This window comes from Janthinobacterium tructae (assembly GCF_006517255.1).
In the GTDB taxonomy this organism is placed as follows: Bacteria; Pseudomonadota; Gammaproteobacteria; order Burkholderiales; family Burkholderiaceae_D; genus Janthinobacterium; species Janthinobacterium tructae.
Genome location: NZ_CP041185.1, coordinates 3,100,805 through 3,118,875, shown reverse-complemented (window position 1 = coordinate 3,118,875; position 18,071 = coordinate 3,100,805). Strand labels below are relative to the sequence as shown.

At 62.8% G+C, this 18,071-nt stretch carries 17 protein-coding genes; 4 read left to right on the top strand and 13 right to left on the bottom strand.

Annotation, left to right across the window (positions count from 1 at the left end; genetic code table 11):
* Positions 1-3 precede the first annotated feature (3 nt).
* The 10 genes from FJQ89_RS13585 to FJQ89_RS13540 all read right to left on the bottom strand — a co-directional run bounded on the left by FJQ89_RS13585 (position 4) and on the right by FJQ89_RS13540 (position 11,056).
* Complete coding sequence (locus tag FJQ89_RS13585; RefSeq protein ID WP_141170550.1) at positions 4-711, bottom strand: CerR family C-terminal domain-containing protein; 708 nt, start codon at positions 709-711, stop codon at positions 4-6.
* A gap of 261 nt (positions 712-972) precedes the next feature.
* The gene (locus FJQ89_RS13580) at positions 973-2,334 is read right to left on the bottom strand and encodes a hybrid sensor histidine kinase/response regulator (RefSeq protein ID WP_141170549.1); all 1,362 of its coding nucleotides are present in this window, start codon (positions 2,332-2,334) and stop codon (positions 973-975) included.
* A gap of 142 nt (positions 2,335-2,476) precedes the next feature.
* Positions 2,477-3,211: a 2OG-Fe dioxygenase family protein gene (locus FJQ89_RS13575; RefSeq protein ID WP_141170548.1), complete on the bottom strand. Its 735-nt coding sequence runs from the start codon at positions 3,209-3,211 to the stop codon at positions 2,477-2,479.
* A gap of 105 nt (positions 3,212-3,316) precedes the next feature.
* Positions 3,317-5,353 (bottom strand): TonB-dependent receptor, encoded by a 2,037-nt coding sequence (locus FJQ89_RS13570; protein WP_141170547.1) that lies wholly within the window; start codon positions 5,351-5,353, stop codon positions 3,317-3,319.
* Positions 5,354-5,375: 22 nt separating this feature from the next.
* Entirely contained in the window at positions 5,376-5,864 is a 489-nt protein-coding gene (locus tag FJQ89_RS13565) for a DUF6702 family protein (protein ID WP_141170546.1), read from the bottom strand.
* Positions 5,861-8,230: a M1 family metallopeptidase gene (locus FJQ89_RS13560; protein WP_141170545.1), complete on the bottom strand. Its 2,370-nt coding sequence runs from the start codon at positions 8,228-8,230 to the stop codon at positions 5,861-5,863. The genes FJQ89_RS13565 and FJQ89_RS13560 overlap by 4 nt, the downstream gene beginning before the upstream one ends.
* A 165-nt stretch (positions 8,231-8,395) precedes the next feature.
* On the bottom strand, positions 8,396-8,857 hold the full coding sequence (locus FJQ89_RS13555) for a MarR family winged helix-turn-helix transcriptional regulator (protein ID WP_141170544.1): 462 nt from the start codon (positions 8,855-8,857) through the stop codon (positions 8,396-8,398).
* 149 nt (positions 8,858-9,006) lie between these two features.
* A complete protein-coding gene (locus FJQ89_RS13550) occupies positions 9,007-9,378 on the bottom strand; it encodes an SH3 domain-containing protein (RefSeq protein ID WP_243136547.1) in 372 nt (123 codons plus the stop codon).
* Entirely contained in the window at positions 9,375-10,217 is an 843-nt protein-coding gene (locus FJQ89_RS13545; RefSeq protein WP_141170543.1) for a sugar phosphate isomerase/epimerase family protein, read from the bottom strand. The genes FJQ89_RS13550 and FJQ89_RS13545 overlap by 4 nt, the downstream gene beginning before the upstream one ends.
* On the bottom strand, positions 10,217-11,056 hold the full coding sequence (locus tag FJQ89_RS13540; protein ID WP_141170542.1) for a phytanoyl-CoA dioxygenase family protein: 840 nt from the start codon (positions 11,054-11,056) through the stop codon (positions 10,217-10,219). The genes FJQ89_RS13545 and FJQ89_RS13540 overlap by 1 nt, the downstream gene beginning before the upstream one ends.
* A 109-nt stretch (positions 11,057-11,165) precedes the next feature.
* On the opposite strand from FJQ89_RS13540, the gene FJQ89_RS13535 reads away from it, so the two are divergent.
* The gene (locus FJQ89_RS13535) at positions 11,166-12,125 is read left to right on the top strand and encodes a LysR family transcriptional regulator (RefSeq protein ID WP_243136546.1); all 960 of its coding nucleotides are present in this window, start codon (positions 11,166-11,168) and stop codon (positions 12,123-12,125) included.
* Here the strand turns inward: FJQ89_RS13535 and FJQ89_RS13530 are convergent.
* Positions 12,118-13,188, bottom strand: coding sequence for a M29 family metallopeptidase (locus FJQ89_RS13530; protein ID WP_141170541.1), 1,071 nt, complete (start codon positions 13,186-13,188; stop codon positions 12,118-12,120). The genes FJQ89_RS13535 and FJQ89_RS13530 overlap by 8 nt on opposite strands.
* Before the next feature lie 306 nt (positions 13,189-13,494).
* Here FJQ89_RS13530 and FJQ89_RS13525 point away from each other — a divergent pair, with 306 nt between their 5' ends.
* Positions 13,495-13,914 carry a hypothetical protein gene (locus FJQ89_RS13525; RefSeq protein WP_141170540.1) on the top strand — a complete coding sequence of 140 codons (420 nt, stop codon included), beginning with the start codon at positions 13,495-13,497 and terminating at the stop codon, positions 13,912-13,914.
* A 126-nt stretch (positions 13,915-14,040) separates the two neighbouring features.
* On the opposite strand, the gene FJQ89_RS13520 is transcribed toward FJQ89_RS13525, so the two are convergent.
* Both FJQ89_RS13520 and FJQ89_RS13515 read right to left on the bottom strand, forming a co-directional pair.
* Entirely contained in the window at positions 14,041-15,555 is a 1,515-nt protein-coding gene (locus FJQ89_RS13520; protein WP_141170539.1) for a hypothetical protein, read from the bottom strand.
* Positions 15,552-16,439, bottom strand: coding sequence for a hypothetical protein (locus FJQ89_RS13515; RefSeq protein WP_141170538.1), 888 nt, complete (start codon positions 16,437-16,439; stop codon positions 15,552-15,554). The genes FJQ89_RS13520 and FJQ89_RS13515 overlap by 4 nt, the downstream gene beginning before the upstream one ends.
* Before the next feature lie 168 nt (positions 16,440-16,607).
* On the opposite strand from FJQ89_RS13515, the gene FJQ89_RS13510 reads away from it, so the two are divergent.
* Both FJQ89_RS13510 and FJQ89_RS13505 read left to right on the top strand, forming a co-directional pair.
* On the top strand, positions 16,608-17,555 hold the full coding sequence (locus FJQ89_RS13510) for a hypothetical protein (protein ID WP_141170537.1): 948 nt from the start codon (positions 16,608-16,610) through the stop codon (positions 17,553-17,555).
* A gap of 184 nt (positions 17,556-17,739) precedes the next feature.
* Positions 17,740-18,069 carry a hypothetical protein gene (locus tag FJQ89_RS13505; RefSeq protein WP_099762364.1) on the top strand — a complete coding sequence of 110 codons (330 nt, stop codon included), beginning with the start codon at positions 17,740-17,742 and terminating at the stop codon, positions 18,067-18,069.
* The last annotated feature ends 2 nt before the right edge of the window (positions 18,070-18,071 follow it).

The following is an 18,071-nucleotide window of genomic DNA, read 5'->3' as shown; positions in this document are numbered from 1 at the left end:
TTGTCATTGAGCGGTAGGGGGAGAGGGAGGAATGGCCAGGCGCCGGCGCTCCACGTCGGCCATGGCCAGCGCGTAGTCGGTCATGCGCGCCAGCCAGGTGTCGATGGCGTGCGGCGATTCCAGCAATTGCGGACGCAAGGTTTGCAGCACTTCGGCGCCCACCATGTGCTGCAGTGCCAGCGAGGCGATGGAAAACGCCAGGCGGTGCATGTCGTCGCTGTTGTCGGGTGCGCCCAGGTGGCGCGCCAGCACGCGCGTGAGCGCCTCGTGTTCGGGACGGATGTTCTGGTCGATCTCGCGTGCCCACAGGCCCGTCGGTTCGAGCATTTCGCGGCACCACAGGCGCATGCAGTCGCGCGCGATCTCGCCCTGCTGCATGGGGGCGAGCAATTGCGCATAAAAGCCTTCCAGGCTTTGGCGCAGGGTGAAATGGGGCTGCTCGTACAGGGCGATATTATCTTGCGGGTCCGACGATTGCTGCGCGAAGGCGGCGCGGTACAGGCCCGCCTTGTCGCCAAAATAGTAGCTGATGGCGGCCGCGTTGGTGCCGGCCGCCTGCGCCAGTTCGCGCGTGGACGTCTTGGCGTAGCCCTGCTCGGCAAACAGGCGGATGGCGCTATGCAGCAGCCGCTCGCGCGATTGCTCGCCATCGGAACGGGGCTTGCGTCCGTCGTCGGCGTGGGGAGTGGGGATGGCGTTTTTTTCAATCATGCCGGAGATTTAATCACATATCTCAAACGATTGATATAACTAAATCGTTTGATTTAGTTAAGGAAAGATGAAGAGGCGTGGAAATCGCAGGCAAAAAAAAGCCCGCGTACTAGCGCGGGCTGAATCCAATGTTCAGGGAACGAATTGGAGGAGACAGTTCCACTATAGCGCTGAAAATGGTGCGGTGCAATACCGTAGAACTACGGTATCAATCTACTTCAGATGGCAAAAAATCCAGATTTATGCTGCGACGCACCCGAATCAGGGCTTGCTGCGCAGGGCCAGCGTAAACGTGCTGCCGGAGCCGTAGTCGCTATTGAAGAACAGGGCCCCGCCGATGGCGTTGGCCAGGTTCTGGCACAGGTACAGGCCCAGTCCCGCGCCTTCCACGTGGCGCGTGGAGGTGGAATCGAGCTGCGAAAAGGCCTGGAACAGCTTGGCCTGGTCTTCTTCCTTGATGCCGGCGCCACTGTCGGCAATGCTCATTTCCGTCACCAGTCCGCCGTCTTCTTCGCGTTGGGACAGGCTGATGCGCACCGTGCCCTGTTCCGTGAATTTGATGGCGTTGTTGAGCAGGTTGATGAGGATTTGCGTCAGCGCGCGGCGGTCCGTGTCGATGATGGCGGGCGGCTGGCCCGCTTCTCCCAGTGCCATTTCCAGCACCAGGCCCTTTTGCTGGGCCAGGGGGCGCAAGGTGTCGGCCACTTCGGTCATCAGCTCCTGGCAGTGCACGGGCTCGATCGACAGGGTCAGCTTGCCCGCTTCGATCTTGGCCACGTCGAGGATGTCGTTGATCAAGGAGAGCAGATGGCGCGCGCTGGCGCGGATGGTATTGAGCTGCTTGTCCTGGTCGGACGTCAGGGGGCCGGGCAGTTTCATCAGCAGTGCACCGGTAAACCCGATGATGGCGTTCAGCGGCGTGCGCAGTTCATGCGACATATTGGCGATGAAGGCGGACTTCATGCGGCTCGCCTCGGCCAGCTCCAGGTTTTTCAGGGCGATTTCGCGGTTGATGGTTTCCAGTTCGGCCGCATGGTGCGCCAGGCGCATGTTCAATTCAATCACCTGGCGTTCACGCGCCTGCAGTTCGCCGTTGACCTGCACTGCCTGTTCATACGTGGAAATGAGCAAATCGAGGATTTGCTGGCGCTCCGCATTGATGAAGTGCTTCTGGTCGCCCAGGTACAGGGCGATGCCGATTTCCACGTTCTGGTTCTTGCGCAGCTTCTGGTTCATCAGCATGTGGCTGATGCGGTTGAGCAGGTAGTCTTCCGCATATGGCTTGCGGATGAAATTGTCGGCGCCGCATTCGATGCCGCGGATGATGTCCTTCGGGTCGTTGAGCGAGGTGACGAGGATCACGGGAATGTCGCGCAGGGTCGGATCGGACTTGATGGCGCGGCACAGGTCGTAGCCATTCATTTCAGGCATGACGATATCGGACAGCACCAGATGCGGCTTGCGCTCGCGGATGGCGGCCAGGGCCAGCTGGCCATTCGCCGCCACGCGCGCGTTGTAGTGCAGCGACTGGATCAGGCGGCGCAATCGCTCCGCCTGGGTCGGGCTGTCCTCGACGATCAGGATCTCGATTTCGTCAGGCTTGATTTGGTTGTTGGAGTCCACAGACCTCTCCTAGAATTTCAGTGTGGTGATGCTGGGCGCGGTGAGCGCGCAATATCGACATCGTATGACTATATCGGATTTAGGTCTGCAAAAGTAACTTCCAGGTAACTATTTTGGCCACAGGGAATGCTGTGGCCGCCTGTCAGTTTTCACCCTGGAACTGGCCGGCGCGATACGTCAGCACCAGCGTATCGCGGTGGCCATGCTCGCCGATGGGCTGGATCGGCGTCGATTCGTGGATCACCGCGGCATCGTCGAGCAGCAGCAGCGACCATGGCTCGGTCAGGGTAAAACGCTTGCCGTTGGGACCATGGGCTTCGAAGATGCGCGTCTCGCCGCCCTTGACCTGTTCGCGTCCGATCAGCAGCACGGCGACGAAATCGACGCCGTCGCGGTGCGCGCCTTCCGGCGTGGGGCGGCCGATGCCATCGGTCGTATCGATGCGGAACTGGTGCGCCTCGATGAACCACGGCTGGCTGCCCTTCACCTGCGAGCAGACCTCACCCAGCGCGCGGATCAGCTGTTGCCAGGCTGGCTGCGCGACGATGGCCGGCTCGACCGGCTCGAACAGGCGGTGCATGCCGCCATGCAGGGCGTTGTATTCCACCGGTTGCCAGTGCGGGCGGTGCGCCGTCTGCGTCAGGCGCGCGCCATCCTGCACGAAGCACGAGTGGCGCCGGCGGCGATAGCGGCCGCCATCCTTCAGGTAATTGTCCAGCGCCAGGGTATTCCAGCTCGGTTCGAGCGCGCGCAGCGCGGCCAGCGGGCAGCCGGCCAGCGCGGCCACGTCCTGCGGGCGCAGGACGGCATAGCCGTCATCGCGCAAGGCGTCCTTGACGTGGGACGGGTCGGTAAAGATCGGTGCGGAAGTGCTCATGGCGGTGCGGGCCGGAACGCGGCCTGTCTCAGTTTATCCAGCCTGGCATTCTACGACTTCGCGGCGACTCTTGTGTTACGTCCGCCAGGAATTATGCTTGTTGCGTTAAAAATTCTTTACCAGGGTCAGGCGCAGCGAGCGTGATTCCACTGGATGGAAGTGGATATCGTCGACCGGCTGCGCCTCGCCGGGCAGGCGCGAGGCATAGTGGTAATCGATAGCCGAGTCGCGCCGGTTGGCCAGGTTGTAGCCTTCGAGCTCCACGCGCAAGGTCTTGTCGATCTGGTAGGCGAGGCGCCCGTTCAAGCCCACGCTGGCCGACGAGCGCACGCTGTTGTCTTCCGTCAGGGGGCGCGGGCCGAAGTAGCGCAGGCGCAAAGAGCCTGACCATGGCCCGCGCGGCGTCAGCGTCATGGCCAGCTGGGCCACGCCTTCGATGGCGCCGGGAATGAAGTCGCCGGCCGGGTCGCTGCCGCGCGAGCGCGCCCGCGCATACGCCAGGTCCAGGTCCAGCGACAGCCAGCTGGCCGCCTTGTAGTAGCTGGAAAACTCGATGCCATAGCGGCGGCTGGGGCGGCCCGCCTCGGTGGCGCCGGCGTCGCCGATGAACAGCAGCTCGGAATCGAAGTCCAGGCGGTACAGCGACAGCGAGGTTTGCAGGCCGGCGATGGCGGCGCTGCGCAAGCCGACTTCCAGGGCGCGCGAGCGCACCAGGGGCGTGACCTTGTCGGCCGCCTCGCCCGTCTTCGGGTCGAGCGTGATTGTCGTGCCGCGCGCGTCGTTGCTGTGAAAACCATTGCCGATGTTGAGATACGCTTCCGTCTCGCGCCACGGACCGGCGATCACGCTCAGGCTGGGGCTGAACAAATGGTCGCTGGCCTGGCCCGAATTGGCTGCGCGGTCGCTGCGCACATCGAAGCGGTAGGCATCGGCGCGCAGGCCGGCCACCGTGCGCAGCGACCGCGACCAGCGCGTGCTGTTTTCGCCATACACGCCGATGCTGGTTTCGACGATATGGTCTTGCCGCGTGGTCGACAGGATCTGGCGCTGGCGCGTGTGGTACAGGCCATTGTGGATATTGTCGTTCTGTAGCTGCACGCCGATGGTGGTGTCGCTGCTGCCCCTGTCCGTATGGCGGTGCCAGGTGTGGCTGGCATCGAGGCCGGTCGTCACGCGCCGGTCGGGCTGGGCGAACTGGTCGCCGTTGACCGGATCTTCCATCGCATACGTGAAATTCGAGAACAGGGCCAGGCGGTTGGCGATCATATACGCGCTGACCCTGGACGATATGTCGTCCGTGGTCTGGCGCCAGGCGCCCGACAGGCTGTAGCGCTGCGCCTTGCCGCCGTCGCTGGCATCGATGGCGTCGAAGCGGCCCAAGCTACCCTCCTGCACGGCGCGCAGCGGAATCTGGTCGGTGGCATGCCAGCTGGCGTCGTACGCCATGGCCGTGACGTTGAAACCGTTGTTGGCATAGCCTTGACTGTAGCGCAGCACGCCATTGAGCTTGCGGTAGCGGTCCGGCTGCGTGAACGGGCCATCGTTATGCTGCGCTTCGAGCGCGTACAGCAGGCTGCCGTCGCCCGCGTCAAACGAATCGGCCAGCAGGGTGCGGCGAAAGCCGTTTTGCCCGATCCCCGCGCTGGCGATGCCCTGCGTCAGGCGGTTTGCATAGATGATAGAGGCTGCTCCCGCCGAGGAAAAATCGCCTTGCGCCGCCGCATACGGGCCCTTTTTGTAATCGAGGCGCATGGCCAGTTCGGGGATCAGGAAGTTCAGGTCCGTCCAGCCCTGGCCATGGCCATGGCTGCGCTGGTTGACGGGCATCTCGTCGACGGTGGTGCGCAAGTCCGTGCCGTGGTCGAGGTTGAAGCCGCGCAGGTAGAACTGGTTGGCCTTGCCCTCGCCGCTATGCTGGCTGACGATCAGCCCCGGCACGGCTTCGAGCAATTCGCCGGGCCGGTAGCTGGTGCGCGCGTCGAGCTGCTGTTGCGTGACGCTGCCCGCGTTGGCCGAATCGGCCACGCCCAGCTGGTTCAGGCGCGATCCGTCGATCAGCACGCGCTGGAAGATGTCGTCGGCGTGGGCGGCGGTTGCTGCAAACAGGGCGGCGAGGAGCAGGGGAAGAGGGCGTGGTGTCATGGGTGTCTGGGGGAACCGGGGATTAGCGGATCGGCAGTTCCGTATTCTGGCGGTCGAAAATCAGCGTTTGGATGCTGCCGCTGTCCTGCACATTGAGGGTGTTGCGCTGGCTGGGCAGGAAATCGATCAGCAACTGGTTGTGGATGCGCGTGGCGGGTGCCAGGCGCGTGTGCTCGATCTCCTGGAAAATCACCACGTTGTCGGCATTGACCTTCATGCCGACCCAGTTCAGGCGCAATCGCTTGCCGTCCGGCGCCACGAGATAAAACTGTTTTTCCACATAGCGGCGCAGGGCCGCTTCGCTGTCTTCCTGGCCCAGGTCGAAGCGGCGCTGGTACAGATTTGTCAGCAGCGTCTCGACGTCATGGCCCGTGTAGGTGTGCACCACTTCGGTGCTGCCGCTGGCCGCGTTATAGCTGATGTCGGCGATGCCCATGTGGAAATTGTGGGCGCCGGCCGCCATGCTGGCGCAGGCCAGCATGGCGGCAACCAGTGCGCGCCAGCGCTTCACGCCTCGTCGCCCTTGTCCGCGCCGCTGCCTTTCAGCGGCGTTTTAAAATCGCGCATCAGGTTATCCTTGGGCGACTTCTCGCTCTTGAACAGTTCCAGGCGCGATGGCGTGATCTTTCTCGGCCAGCTATTGTTGCTGGTGTCGATGTCGGCCGTTTCCCAGTACGGGTCCTGCACCAGGCCCACCATCGGTTCATCGGTGATGACGACCTTGGTGATTCTCTTCGGCGAGTAGCGCCACACTTCGGCCGGCACGCGCTCGACGTATTTCTTGCCGCTTTTCAGTTCGATTTCGAGGATCAGCGGCATGACCATGCCGCCCAGGTTTGACAGGTCGACCAGGTACAGGTGCTTGCCTTGTTTCAGCAAGTCTTTTTCCCACGGTTCCAGCGCGGCCAGCGCCTCGGCATAGGCGTTGCGGTCCTTGTTGGTCACCGTGAAGTCGTCGTGCTGGTTGTAGAAGTCCTTCAGTTCCGGATGCGCGTCGACGCGGCGCGGCATGCCCTTGTTGGCGCGGCTCGTGACCGATTCCGGCTGGGCGTCCTTCTGCGCCTTTTTCCAGGCTTTTTCCGTTTCCGGATTTTTGGAACTCACGCCGTATTCGCTGATGCCGTCAATGCTGATGTCGACCGGATCGGTGGTATAAAACCAGCCGCGCCAGAACCAGTCCAGGTCCGTGCCGGAAGCGTCTTCCATGGTGCGGAAAAAATCGGCGGGCGTAGGGCGCTTGAATTTCCAGCGCTGCGCATATTCCTTGAACGCGTAGTCGAACAGTTCGCGTCCGAGGATGGTTTCGCGCAGGATGTTCAGGCCCGCCGCCGGCTTGGCGTAGGCGTTGTTACCGAACTGCAGCAACGATTCTGAATTGGTCATGATGGGCACCTGGTCGCGGCTACGCATGTAGTCGACGATTTCGCGTGGCTCGCCGCGCGAGGCTGGGTAGTTCTCTTCCCACGCCTGCTGCGCCAGGTACTGCACGAAGGTGTTGAGGCCCTCGTCCATCCACGTCCATTGGCGCTCGTCCGAGTTGATGATCATCGGATAGTAGTTGTGGCCCACCTCGTGGATGATCACGCCGATCAGGCCATACTTGGTGCGCTTCGAATACGTCAGTTCGCCCGTCTTTTTGTCTTTCACCGGACGGGGGCCGTTGAAGGAGATCATCGGATACTCCATGCCGCCCACAGGGCCGTTGACGGAAATGGCCGTCGGGTACGGGTAGGCTATGCTGTACTTGTTGTACTGTTCAATCGTGTGCACGATGGCTTGCGTGCTGTATTTTTCCCACAGCGGATTGCCCTCTTTCGGATAGTAGGACATGGCCATCACATCGCTGCCGCCCTTCTTGTAGCCCTGCGCATCCCAGATGAACTTGCGGCTCGATGCCCAGGCGAAGTCGCGCACGTTGGCCGCCTTGAAGTGCCAGGTCTTTTGCGCGCGGCTCAGCGTTTTTTCGGCCGCCTCCGCCTCTTTTTGCGTGACGATGACGACGGGCTTGTCGCTGCCGCGGGCCTTTTCCAGGCGCTCGCGCTGCGTGGAAGACAGCACGTCCTGCGGATTTTGCAGTTCGCCCGTGGCGGCGACGATATGGTCGGCAGGCACCGTCAGCTGCACGTCGTAGTCGCCAAATTCCAGCGTGAATTCGCCGGAGCCGAGGAACTGCTTGTGCTGCCAGCCAGCCGCATCGTAATAGGCCGCCATGCGCGGGAACCACTGCGCCACTTCAAACAGGGCGTTCTTGTCGTCGAAGACTTCATAGCCGGCGCGTCCGCCCAGCACCTTCTGTTCATTGATGCGGTAGTCCCAGTCGATCTGGAAGACGAAGTCCTGGCCTGGCTTCAGGGGCTGCGGCAGGTCGATGCGCATCATGGTGCGGTTCACAACATACTTCAAAGGCTGGCCGTCCGCGCCTTTTAACGCGCGGATATGGAAGCCGCCCTGGAAGTCGCCGCGCGCGAGCATGCCGCGCAAGCCCTCGAACTTCATCGTTTCGTCGCCCGCCGTTTTGGCCCACGCCTGGCGCGAGGGCGCCGTGGTCATGCGGCGCGCGTCGGAATCGGGCTTGTAGATATTCTGGTCTAGCTGCAGCCAGAGGTAGCCGAGGGTGTCGGGCGACTGGTTGTGGTAGGTGATGCTGCCGCTGCCGGCGATTTCGCGTTTGGCTTCGTCCAGGGTGGCGCGGATGGTGTAGTCGGCGCGCTGCTGCCAATAGGCGTGGCCTGGCGCGCCGGAGGCGGTGCGGTAGGTATTCGGGGTGGGCAGCACTTCTTCAAGCTGGCGGAACTTGTCGTCGAATGGTTCGGCAGCGAAAGCCGACACGGTAAAACACAAAGCCAACGAGGCTACGGAGCCGAAAGGTATGCGCATGGTCACCCTGATGTTGTTGTAAAGAAATAGTGGCAACTATTCTATACGCAGGGTGGGGTCTTCCTTGTATCGATTTGTAATAAATAAAGGCAGATTTCGCACCAGCTTTTGCCTGGCGCTGTCAGGGCGATGCTTTGCCTGATTTTGCTCGGAAAAGCGGCGCTTTTATTCACTTTTCATCAGGCTGTCGCGTAACTGGTTCAGATGTTGTTTCATGTCCACAACCTGCTCCATGCTGCAGTGGCTGGCCGTCAGGATGGCTTCGGGCAGCAGGGCCGCTTCATGGCGCAACTGGTCGCCTTGCTGCGTGAGGGAAATGATGACCTGGCGCTCGTCGCTGGCGGCCCGCGCGCGGTTCAGCAAGCCGGCCTGCTCCATGCGTTTGAGCAAGGGCGTCAGGGTGGCCGAGTCGAGGAACAGGCGCTCGCCCACTTCCGAGACCGTCAAGCCGTCGCGCTCCCACAGCACCATCATCACCAGGTATTGCGAATACGTGAGACCTAGTTTACGCAGCAGCTTGCGGTACAGCTTGTTCATGGCGAGTGAAGTCGAGTACAGCGCAAAGCACAGCTGGCTGTCCAGGCGCGGCACCTGGTGCAGCGGATTGGGGGCGGTGGTGGTATCCATGGGCACAGTATATATAGCGCGCTACTTAATAGCAAATGGGGGCGGCACCGGATTGTGGGGGCCAGGTCAGAAACGCCGAAATTTTTCCTTGTGTGGATTCGTCATCTCGAAATGCCTTACACCCCAAACCTCGAAGCAGGCGGGCTATCTTATTCGATGCTTTGAAGAATGCTCATCGGTACCCAGCCAATGTCATGATTGGAAAGTCGTTGGCACCATAGCCAACCATTCAAGAATTTTATCGCTTGAAACTCGTCTCCTTCATCGACATCAAGCTCTTTGGCCGTATAGTCATCTTTCGCCACACCATGGCCAGGATGCATACCGCGTTCTATGAGTTGTTCTGGAACCCAGCCTCCGGAATGAGTCGGTATCGTGCAGAAATACCAATTATCCCAACCTTCAGCGCCTTCATACCTATCGCCTATGACAAGCGGAGTTCCCCTTGCGAAGGTGATGGGATGGGGATACTCACTTCGATGTTGGCCAATTGCAATGAATCGCATGGTTTTTTCCGTCATCGTGAGTCCGGCGCACTCTCCAGGCGCGCGTACCGCGCGCGCAGCAGATTGAGCATGGCGACGTTCTGTTCCCAGGCGTTCGCCACGGGCTGCTGCGTCCAGGGCAGCGTTTGCAGGTAGGGTGCGGGGCCGAATTCCGGCGTGAACGTCATGCGCTCGGCGCCGGCCGCGCAGCGCAGGGCGACGATGGCATCCCACCACGCCAGGTGGGCGTCGAGCGCCTGTTTCGCTTCCGGCGCGCGGAAGTCTGCCACCTGCGGCCCTTGCGCATGGCCCACGCGCGCATGCACATGGCGCACCAGCGGCAGCACCTGCGCCAGGGTCTGTGGCTGGTCTTCCAGCAGCGATTCGCAGGCGCAGCACCAGTGCGACAGGTCAGCCGTCAAGGGCAGGTGCGGATACTGCTGCAGATACGGCAGCAGCAGCATCGGGTGGCCGGAAAAGCGGCTGCGGTGGAGCTCATGCACGATGGGCACGCCGTGCTTTTCCGAAATGGCGGCGGCCAGGTCGATCAGCTGCGCGTTCTGCGCCTGGCTGTAGTAATCCTTGCCCGTGTGCGTGTTGACCAGCACGGGGCGCGCCAGGCAGGCGTTTTCCAGCAGTTCCGCCAGGGCGGCGCGGTGCAGATCGAAGTCGCTGTGGAACACGGTTTCCCACTGCGCGGCGATCAGTTGCAGGCCCGCCTTGGAGATAAGCTGCGTCCACTCCTCACGCAGGGCCACGTCCAGCGGCAGCGACATTTCGATGCCGTCAAAGCCGGCCGCCAGAACCTTGTCGATGAAGACCTCGGGCGCCAGCTCGTTATTGCCCCAGTGGGCGGCGAAGACGTCGATGCGCATCAGACGAAGCCCCGCACGGGGAACGCCGCGTCGCGCTGTATCCAGTTGTGCGCCGCGTATTCTGTCTGGCCATCGGTGGCGTGCAAGGTGTAGGCGTGGCGCGAAACGGGCGAGCGGTTTGGCGCGCTGTAATGGGGCAGCAAGCCGTGGAAGCAGACCAGGGCGCCGGCCTTCACTTCCAGTGGCACGGCCGTGCTGTCGTCGGGCCAGGGCATGGCGTCGAGTTTTTCCACGCGCACGGTGTCGCCGTTGCGGATGAAGCGTTCGCGCAGGGGGCCGCGATGGCCGCCCGGTTCGGCCCACAGGCAGCCGTTGTCCAGGGTCGCGTCTTCCAGCGCGAACCAGAAGGTGGTCACGCTGATCGGCGTGGTTTCGAAGTAGGTGGCGTCCTGGTGCCAGCGCACTTCGCCGCCGATGCCGGGCTGCTTGAAGATGTACATCGATTGCCAGACCTGCGCGTCCGCCAGGCCCAGGTCGCGCGCCACCTCGGCCAGTTTCGGGTCGGCCGAAAAGGCGCGGAAGACGGGGTCCAGGTCATGCATGGCGTGGCCGATCTTGTTGATCGACAGCGATTTCGCCTGCTTCAGCTGGCCGTCTGGGCCGAACGCCTCTTCCTCGAAGAAGCAGCGGATGGTGTTGTCGGAGGCGAGAAAATAATCGTTGGTGTTCTTCGCCTGGTCGCGCGTGGTGAAGATGGACTGGCTGACGCTGGGGTCGAATTCGTTGACAATCTGCTCGGCGCGCGCGCGCAAGGCGGCGATTTCGTCCGCACCCTTGAAATCGGGCAGGATGAGGTAGCCGTCGCGTTGGTATTGTTCTTGTTGTTCGATCGTCAGCATGGCGGCGGCTCCGGAGATTGGTAGAAGGCGCCATTGTAGGATGGGGACAGTGCGCAAACAATCGCCCTCTGGTTGACAGATTGTCGCCAAAACGCAGACAATCTTTGACATGGATCAACTAAAAGCGATGGAAATCTTTGTCGAAGTGGCGCGCCAGCGCAGCTTCACCTTGGCCGGGCAGCGCCTGGGCCTGACGCGCGCCATGGTCAGCAAGACCATTATGCAGCTGGAAGAGCGCCTGCATGCGCGCCTGCTGCACCGTTCCACGCGCGAAGTGAGCCTGACGGACGCAGGTCGCGCCTACCTGGCGCCGTGCATGGCGACCGTCAGCCAGGCGCAGGAAGCGGCGCGCATGGTGGCGCACGTGGCGCAGACGGGAGCGGGGGCGGAGCTGGCCGGGCCGCTGCGCATCCAGGCGCCGTCGAGTTTCGGCAGCGCGTGGCTGGCCGATGCCGTCGCCCGTTTCAGCCTGCTGCACCCGCAGGTGCGGGCCGAGTTGTTTGTCGACGATGCCCTGCTCGACCCGATACGCCACGGCTTCGACCTGACGATACGCGTGGGCGGCATCCCGGACAGCAGCGCGCTGGCCATGCGCCCGCTGGCGCCCTGCCGCGCCGTGCTGTGCGCCAGTCCCGCCTATCTGGCGCAATGGGGCGTGCCGCAGGTGCCACAAGATTTATTGCAGCATCAGTGCCTGCATTTCAGCCACCTGACCGATGGCACGCACTGGCATTTCCAGCGGGGAGGGGGAGAACAGCGAGAGGAAGTGGGCGTGCGCGTGCAGGCGGGCTTCACGGCGAACAATGGCCTGGTGCTGCACCAGGCGGCGCTGCGGGGACTGGGCATCGTCTACAGCACCACCTTCCTCGCCTGGCGCAATCTGCTCGATGGCAGCCTGCTGCCCGTGCTGCCCGGCTGGGAGCTACCGCTGAATCACTTGAGCGCCCTGTATCCGGCCAGCCGGCAGCCGTCGCCGAAGGTGCGCGCGCTGATCGATTTCCTGGTGGCCGAATACCAGCCCGTACCGCCGTGGGACCGCGAGCTGGCAGCGGCAGGATTTTTTAGTTGAAGGTGGCGGCTTCCAGCGTCCATGCGCCATCCGCGTACACGCGCTCGTCGTCGAGGTAAACGGCCTCGGTGACGGCGAAGATATCGACGTGGTAGCGCGCATCCTTGCGCTTGAACTGCGGCTTGGTGTAGACGCCGTGCTTGGCGCCCAGCGACAAATGGATGCCGCACATGCGTTCATAGGTGCCGATATCGTTGACCAGCTGCTCGCGCGAAAAGGCGCGGTTCATGCCGAAGCCCAGTTCGCGCACCCACACGTCGCCCTCATGCGCGCGGATGATCTCCAGCATGGCGGTAAATTCTGGCGTGGCGTTTTCCGTGCCCGTCACGCGGCCCTTGTCGATGATCAGGGTGATCGGCGTGTCGGGGCGGTTGACCATGAACTGCGTGTCGCCAAAGACGAAAATGCGCACGCGCCCGTTCACCGCTTCCAGGTCCTGCGCTTCCGTAAATACTTCGCCCAGGGGGAACTGGCCGCCGATATTGTTCATGCCCGCATAATCGCCGATATTGAGTTTGGCCGATTCGAACGGCGAGGCGAACACCAGCTGCTCGCCGCCGCTGTCGACCATGCCGTGGCGCGCACGGTCGATGCGCGCTTTCAGTGCATGGCCCACGCCGCGATAATAGGCGGGGTCGTAGGCCAGCGAAGCGATGTAGTGCAGTCCCTGCACGCCGGGCATGCGCGACAGGTGCACGTGTTCGATCACTTTCAGGCCCCGCTTGAACAGCTCGATGCGGATGCGGAACGCTTCCAGGCGGAAGCTGGTCGACTGGATCAGCACGACGAGGCTGCCGGCGGGCAGTTCGGCAAACGCGGCCAGTACGGCGTCCGGCGTGACCTCGTCGAAATCGATGAAGCTCGCCGCCGGCAAGGCCTGGCGATACGCTTCCGTCAGTACCACGTTGAGCCAGCTGCGCTTGTCGCAGACGATCAGGGCCGGTTCGTCCGGGCGGTGGCAGATGGCCATGGCCAGCAGGTCGGCCACGTTTTGCGCGGCCACTTCGGTGGCGGCGGCGCTGATGGCGTCGAGCCGGCTGGTGTCATTCTCGGGAAGCGTCATGGTGCGGAGGTGTCTGGCGTGAAGGAATCGCAGCATTATAAGGTGATTGCGGCAGGGCACACCATTCCCCATCCGGCGGAGGACCTGTGGCTGCCGCGCCCCTGATTATCTTGTGTAGTGCTTTATGGCAATGTATTATTTGATAAATGGTATGAAAAGGTATGGCAGCGAGCCTGGACGCGCAGCGGCGCAGTGGCAAAGCCGCGCATGCGTACGGTGACACGCTTTCAGTGATGCAGGGACAACAAGCCAACAGGCGATGACTAAGAGTGTGATGTGATGAGCATAATCGGACAAGATATTCCCATGGAGCGGCCAGATACGGATGGGCGCGCTGCCGTATTCGTTCCCGTCACGGGCGTCAAGGAAGATGTCTTGCTGACCATACGCAAGGGGGCGGCGATCGTCGGCTTTGCCAATCACGACCGCACGATCACTGTGTATTTTGAAAGCAACCGCTTTGACGACCCCGTGCTGGCCAAGTGGGAGCACAAGGCGCGCAAGGCCTACGACCGCCTGGTCGAGAATGCGCCCACCGTCTCGAAGCTGACCACCAGCCCCGTCAATTTCGAGCAGATCGGCTATATCAATGGCAAGGGCATCACCATCCGCCGCATGGAAAGCTTGCAGCGCTGGCTCGCGTATTCGGACGCGATGGAGACTTGCCCGGCAACGGATATCATTCCGCGCACGGTGATCGCGAAGTCTGAAAGCGTCAAGGTGTAGGTGTGCATACGGGAGCCAACAATGGAGCCAACAATGGAGCCAGCAATGTTGTCGGATTACGCGTGGCTTTGCCCCGCTAATCCGACCTACGCGACCTACGCGACCTACGCCTGACCTCGCTTATCATTACACCACGACGATATTCGCCTGCGCCTTGAGCGGGCAGGGCAGGGTGTCGTCGAAGGTGATTTCGATGGCGCTGGCGACGAACATGCCGCCGATGTGCTGGGCGGCGATTTCCGGCGGCGTGCCGGGCTTGGTCAGGTTGACGTCTTGCGCGAAGACGAAGACTCTCCACGTACCGTAGACCTTTTGATCATATTGCAGCAAGGTGCGGTAAGCGCGTTTCAAGTCCAGGCTGCCTGCATACACGCCGTCGTTGGCGCCCGGGTCGAAGCCCAGGCCATCGTCGGTCAGCGATGCGACGAAATACAGGCCCTGCGGCGCCTGGAACAGCACGAAGGCATACAGTTCCGTGCCGCGGAACACATTGCCATTGTCGCGCTGGAAGCTGGCGCGTATCCACAGCGGTTCGTACGCTTGCACGACGGCGGGCGTATCCGTTTCCACGGGCCCCGCCACGTGGATGTTGACTTGCGTTTCGGTCACCGCATGCTGGTAGGTGGCGCCCGTGGTGAAACGTTGATACTCCCAGCTGATGTCGGCCGTGTAGGGCAGGCCCGCGTTCGGCGCTTCCGGCAGCACCCATTTCGCCACCACTCTTTCAGCCAGGGTCAGTTCGCCGGCGGCCGGTGGTGTTGCTTCCTGGCCACGCCAGAACGGGTCGGCGATATCGGAGCAGGCGACGGCAATGGCGCCCGAGGCGATGGCCGAGGCCACGCCCGCGACCGTGAATTCGGGCTGGCCCGAGCCGGCCCCTTCGAGCGAACAGCAATCGACGCTGGGATCGGTTTCCTCGAAGCTGCCGCCCACGCTGAAACTGGCCTTGCCGGAGCCGAGCGCGGCGGCAATAATGGCCACCAGCGCGGCGATGATGGCGATGATGATGGCGAGTATCTTCCACCAAGGGTCGGAAAACGGCAGCTCGCCATGCGTGCCCGCGTAGGCGGGATTCGGCGTCCAGACGAGGGTCATGCCGGTCGGCACGATGGGGCCCAGGCCGGGCGGGCAGCGGCACGCATTTCCCCCACCTTTGCCATCATTGCCCGTGCTGCCCCAGCGCTTGCCGGGCAGGTGGCCCTGCGGCTTGGACAGTTCCAGCGTGCCTTCCTCGACCGTGCAGGTATAGGTATTGGTGGCGCTGTCAAAGCGCGTCTGCGAGACGAAGATTTGCTGGATCGAGCGGCGCGGCGTGTAGCCGTCCGCCTTGGCGACAAAGCTGACGAGTCTCTTGCCGGGCGCCGCATGCTGGAAGTCGGCGTCCCACATCACCAGCATGGCCGCGCCGGCTGGAATGCTGGCAAAGAAAAAGGTGCGCGCCACGGGCACGATGCCGGGGTCGCCCACGCTTTCCAGGTACACCGTGACATTCGTCAGCGCGCTGCTGGACATGTTGATGATGTGGGCGGCGATGCGCAAGCCGTAGATGGCATTGTCGAAAATGCCATCGGGCAGCATGATATTGGTGACGGGCTCGATCGCGAACGGCCGCGTCAGCACCTGCATGGGGGTGTCGCTCATGATGCTTGCTCCTCGGGGCTGTGCTGTTCTTGCGCCTCTTCTTGCGCTTGTTCTTTCTCCGGAGTGGTGACGAGATACGTGACGCCGCCCAGTACCTTGCCGTCCTGACTTTCCAGCACGCGCAGCAGCGCATATTGGTGTGGGGGCAAGGCTTCGGCACGCAGGCTCAGGTACGCGGCCTGCGCCTGGCCGCGCGGCACTTCCAGCGCCAATTTTTGCTCGCCGGGCACATCGCCGTTGCAGTGGGGCGTGCGTGCCAGGCCCGCTGTCAGGCGCGCTTCCCTGGCCGGCTGCCATTTTTCCAGGCCCAGGGTGGCCAGCAGGCGGGCCGGCAGTTCGCCGCCCTGTTCGATGTGCAATTCCACTTTTTTCGCTGCACGGGGCAGGGCCGCCACCGTGATGGCCAGCAGTTGCGCGCGCCGCGCCGCCAGCACCACCGTGACATTGCGCTGGGCGATCTGCTCGTGCAAGGGGGGCTGGAAGGGAAAACCGTCGGGTAGCGGGTCGGGCAGCGGGTTGATGTCGCCCGCGCCATGGGCCACGGCCAGCAGGCATTCGTGGCCGCCATTGACGATGACGGGCACCCAGGGCACGAGGCACAGCACTTCCTGGGTGGCGCCGGGCGGCAAGTCGGCAAACGCGGAACCGATCTGCGTGGCGGCGCCGACGGCGATCTGGCCGGACGGGTCGGCCCAGTAAAAGTCCACGCGCACGCCGTTCGAGGCGCTGTTGCCCGTGTTGTGCACGCGGCCCCACAGATAATTGCTGGTGCCGGCAATGGGCGCACCGGGCGGTCCATTCGGATCATTGCCCGGCACGACCCAGATATCGGCGCTGTCCCACCACCAGGGCTGGCCGTCTTCGATGATCAGGTGGGCTGGCATGGCGTTCTCCTTGTCCTTGGCAGGTACCTGTAGCTTAGGACGCGGCGGGGGATGCTTTTTGATTGGTATCAAGGCCGTGGAACACGCTGCGGGTGTGCCGTTGCGGTACTCGCGTAAGGTAATATTGCGGCAGAATGCAGCTGAGCAAATCCAGGAAAAGGTTGGAACGTGTCTGAAAAAGTGAATGAAGTTTGCATCAACGCCGCTTGCGGCCGGACCTTGCTGCTGCGCGTGGCGCATTGCCCGTTTTGCGGCGCGCGCCAGGTGGCGCAAGCGCCTGTTCTGGAGAAACTGCCGGCGCCGCCCCCGCTGCCGCGCATGCCGCCGCCGGTGCCCGTGGTTCCACCCGTTCCTGCACCGCAAGCTGCGCCGCAGCCCGCTCCTGCTCCCCAGCCTGTCCCGCCACCGGCTGCCGCACCCGCACCCGCACCCGCACCCGCGCCGTCCAAGGCGCCGCCCGCCAAGCCTGCCATCAAGGGTTCGGTGCCGCCGCCACGCCCACCCGTGCGCTTGCGCACCTGGATCGCGGCGGCCGTGGTGTTGACCGGTATCTGGTTTTATAACAAGCCGGCCGACAAGCCGGCCAGCGTGGCCGAACAGGTCGAAGCTGCCACTGCGCTGGCGGCGCAGTGCGACCTGGACGGAGCGCGCAGTGCGCTGGCCGTGCTGAAAAGCGCCAGGGCGCCCGCCGCGCAGATCAAACGCTTGCAGGCGAGCATCACCAAGTCTGCCGTCGCGTGCGACAGGCAACAGCAGCGGGCGCAGGCGTGGACGGCGCTGCAGGGCAGCGTCAGGCAGGCGCTCGATGCGGGCAAGCCGGACGTGGCCGCCACGCGCCTCGCCATGCACGTGAAACGCTGGGGCGACGATCCCGATACGCTGGAACTCGATGCCAAAGTAAAAGTGGCGCAAGCCAGCGCCCAGCTCGACCTGGCCGACGCTTGCCTGGCGAAAAGCGACCGCGTCTGCCTGGAAAACAGCCTGATTGCCGCCGAGCGCTATCAACGGCCGGAACTGGCGGCGCGCACGCAGGCGCTGCGCACGGCGTTGTCGCAATTGCTCGAACGTTCGCTGCTGGATGCGGTCCCGGTCCCGGCCCCGGTCCCGGCACAGTAGCGCAAAGCAATGTCTGGCATGCCTGCTTGTCGGGAAATGCGTCGTGAAAAATATCAAGATACCATTGCTTACAACTACGCCACAAAAGCCTGTTCTTATGTGCGTTAGCGCACGCTAGAAAATTTTAGGCAGGTGTATATTGCGAACTGATCTGTGTCTTTTGATAATAATGAAAGGGAATATCATGAAAGTAAGCAAAAATTGGATGACCGTGTGCGCCGCCGGGATGATGGTTGTGGCACTGGCTGCCTGCCAGAAGAAGGATGATGTCGCTGCCGGTCCTGCAGAACAAGCTGGCCAGAAGATCGATGCGGCCGCTGCCAAGGCTGAAGCCGATATCAAGGCCGCCGCAAGCAAAGCCGATGCCGCCGTGAGCCAGGCCGCTTCCGAGACGGGCGCCAAGATGGACCAGGTCGCCGCTGACGCCGACAAGAAAATGAGCGAAGCGGCCGATGCCGTCGGCAAGAAAGTGGAAAAAGCCGGCGAAAAGATGCAGGACGCAGCGCACAAGTAATC